This window comes from Candidatus Korarchaeota archaeon NZ13-K (assembly GCA_003344655.1).
In the GTDB taxonomy this organism is placed as follows: domain Archaea; phylum Korarchaeota; class Korarchaeia; order Korarchaeales; family Korarchaeaceae; genus Korarchaeum.
In genome coordinates, this window is the sequence record MAIU01000114.1 from 1 (window position 1) to 3,131 (window position 3,131).

Here is a 3,131-nt window from a genome sequence, read left to right on the forward strand (position 1 = left end):
GCCGATCCCCAGCGCGTGGGCAGCCAGCATCACGTATAAAGTCGCGTTTGCGCAGTCAACTAGGTAGGAGTCCGGAGAAGCCCTTGGATCGCAGAGCACGACCAAGGCAAGAGGGGCGTTCAGTACCGGATGAGCGTACCTGTGAATCCTACCTAGCTCCTCCCTGATTCCTCTATCCCTGACCGCGACGAACTCCCATGGCTGGGAGTTCCTGGCACTTGGAGCGTACCTTGCGACGTCCAGAATTCTCTCCAGGGTCTCATCATCCACCTCCCTGCTGTCGAACCTCCTCACGCTCCTCCTCGTGAGGAGGAGTTCCAAGCAGCGCTCCACGCCATCACCCGCGGCAGCTGGGGCCGGAAATAAAAAACTAGAACCTTGGCCCCACCAGGTCGCAGAGGTCCCCTATCCTGACGAGGAGGTTCGCGAGGGGCAGCAGCGTCATCTCACCCTTGAGCCTCTCAGCCAGCTCGCTCAGGCTTCTCTCGACCCTCTCCCTCACCTCCAGGGCCGCCCTGAAGTCCCTCAGCTCCAGCGATCTGAAAGCCGAGGAAAGGAGGTTCGATGCCTCCTCAAGCGTCCCGGAGATCTTCTCGCAGCTGAGGCCGCATTGGGCGAGCTCCACCACGCTATCGGCTATCAGCTCGAGTATCATGGCCGCTATCCTCATGTCCAGAAGGTCTATCGGCTCCAGCTCGAGCCTCCCCATTATCTCCGGGCTCCTCATGGCCTTCCTGACCTGCCTGACCAGGGCGAAGTAGAGCCTGTCAACGTCATCATCCCTCTCAACGACCAGGGAGAGGGTTTCCTCATCCCCCTCCAGGCAGGCCCTCCCGAGGTCCGAGAGCATGCCCGTGACAATGCCCTTCATCCTGAGGAGAAGGTCCGCGGGGTGGGCCGAGGAGTAGTCCATCAGGCACCTCATCAGAATCCTCCCGGGGCCCTCCTCGAGTATCTCCATCCCCATGAGCTTGGAAGCGGTCCTCCTGAGGATCCCAACGTCCTCCCTCGTCAGCCTCTCCCTGAGGATCTCCACCTCATCGTAGCCATCCAGGTAGGCCGCCACTATCTCCCAGGCCCCCTCCCTCAGTCTCCCCCTCAGCTCAACCCTGACCCTGGAGCCAGCCTCCCCGACAGGGGAGATTATCAGCTCCCCGGAGGAGCCCTCGAACAGCCTGACCCTGGATCCGGCCGATATCCCCCTCTCCCTCACCCACTCCTTCGGCAGGGTCAGGGCGTAGGAGCTTCCCCCTATTACCAGGAGCGACCTAGAGCCCAGGTCCCTCATTGAAACCCTTCGTATCTATCTACATACTATTATAAAATACTTCCCATACTTACATACGCTTTTAAAGTACCCCCTCACGATTGGATGGATCCGCATGAGCTTAGCCAGGAGGGTCTCGGCCACCGGGCTTTGCGCGGCCCTCTATGCTATAGGCTCATTCGCCACATCATACATAGTTTCCCCCTTCGGCAGGGGACAGTTCAGGCCGGCCGTCGTGCTTCCCGCCCTGTTCTCCCTCATCTACGGTCCAGAGGTCGGGGGGATGGGAGCAGCGATCGGTACGCTGATAGCGGACTCGGTGAAGCACGGGGGCCTCTACCTGCCAAGCCTCCTCGCAGCAGCGCCTGGGAACTTCCTGGGCTTCTACCTCCTCGGGAGGATGCTGAGGAGGGAGTTCACCTGGACGAGGTTCTCCCTGGCGTCCCAGCTATCCCTGGCCCTGGGCTGCGCCACCGTGGCTTATCTCTACACAGTCGTCATAAGCCTCCTGGGGATGCTCCCACCCGGCCTGACCGCCTACGAGCTCCTCCTCCTCGGGACCTCCCTGACCCTCTGGTTCTTCATAACGGAGTACCCTTTCGTCATACTCCTGGTCCCTCCCATCCTGAGGGCCCTAGGGCAGGGGATCCCGCGGGCCCCGGCCGAGGGAGGACCATCCTGGCTCCTCTCACTGGCCCTCCCCGGCGCCGCGTTCCTGGCGGTCTCGCTCCTCCTCACGCTGACCCCGGCATCAGCCGAGGTGATGAGGGGGATCCTCCTCAAGCTAAATCCCTCCTACGCGGCCAGCACCCTCTCCCTGATGCAGCTCCTCTTCGCGGGCTCAGGGGTCGCCATGCTCCTATCCGGGGTGATACTCCAGATCAGGAGCTGAGCTGCCCGGGACTAACCTTAAATCCTCCCGCCTCCCTAACCCGGGATGGGCGGTGAGGTAAGCAGCCTGACCCTAAAATCGCTGCTCGCATCCATCTCGCTGACCTTGATGAAGCTATACGCTGGGATCCTGAGCGGCAGCCTGAGCGTAATAGCTGAGTTCCTCCACTCGGCCCTGGACAGCCTGACGACCCTGGTCACCTTCCTGACGGTTAGGCTCTCGATGAGACCGCCTGACGTCACCCATCCCTACGGTCACAGGAAGATAGACAGCTTGGGCGGGCTCATGGGAGCGGTCTTCCTGATCATTACGATGGCTTGGGTCATCTTCGAGGCCCTCAGGAGGATGATCAACCCTCCGGAGATAGATGTTGGGATCCTCCCGATATCCGTGATGCTGATATCGATACTGGTAGACTTCGAGAGATCTAGGGCCCTCAGCAGGGCCTCCAAGGCCACGGGAAGTCGCGCGCTGGAGGCTGATTCCCTCCACTTCTCCAGCGACATGATAACATCCCTCGTGGTCATACTGGGCCTGCTATTCGTCAGGATGGGGTTGAAGCTGCTCGATCCTTTAATGGGGATCGTTATATCGCTCCTCTTCCTCAGATCTGCCATTAGGATATCGAGGGATGCCCTCTACGACTTGACGGATCGAATAGATCCCTGGATAATGGATTCTGTGAGGAGAGCCTGCCTCTCAAACCCGGAGGTGCTGGAGGTCCAGAGGGTCAGGGCCAGGAAGGTCGGGAACTTCCTCTTCGCTGACGTCAGGCTCAGGGTCGTGGGGAGCCCGCGGGACCTTGGCGAGAGGATAGCTGAGACCCTAAGGAGGGAGCTGGGGATGGACGTGGACATAGTGGTGGAGAGGGTGGAGGGTGAGACGCTCGAGGAGAGGGTCAGGAGGCTCTCCAAGGGGGTTGAGGGGGTGCTTGACGTTCACGCCATAACCGTCTCCGACTCCAGGGGCGGG

The 3,131-nt window shown here is 60.8% G+C and carries 4 protein-coding genes; 2 read left to right on the forward strand and 2 right to left on the reverse strand.

Translation table 11 applies throughout. The annotated features are described in order from the left end of the window. A partial coding sequence (locus BA066_07495) for a nitroreductase family protein (GenBank protein RDD52846.1) occupies positions 1-333 on the reverse strand: 333 nt, incomplete at its 3' end. A 37-nt stretch (positions 334-370) separates the two neighbouring features. Further along, complete coding sequence (locus tag BA066_07500; GenBank protein RDD52847.1) at positions 371-1,288, reverse strand: phosphate uptake regulator PhoU; 918 nt, start codon at positions 1,286-1,288, stop codon at positions 371-373. 94 nt (positions 1,289-1,382) lie between these two features. On the opposite strand from BA066_07500, the gene BA066_07505 reads away from it, so the two are divergent. Continuing rightward, a complete protein-coding gene (locus BA066_07505; protein RDD52848.1) occupies positions 1,383-2,159 on the forward strand; it encodes a hypothetical protein in 777 nt (258 codons plus the stop codon). Between the two features lie 45 nt (positions 2,160-2,204). Further along, a partial coding sequence (locus tag BA066_07510) for a cation transporter (protein RDD52849.1) occupies positions 2,205-3,131 on the forward strand: 927 nt, incomplete at its 3' end.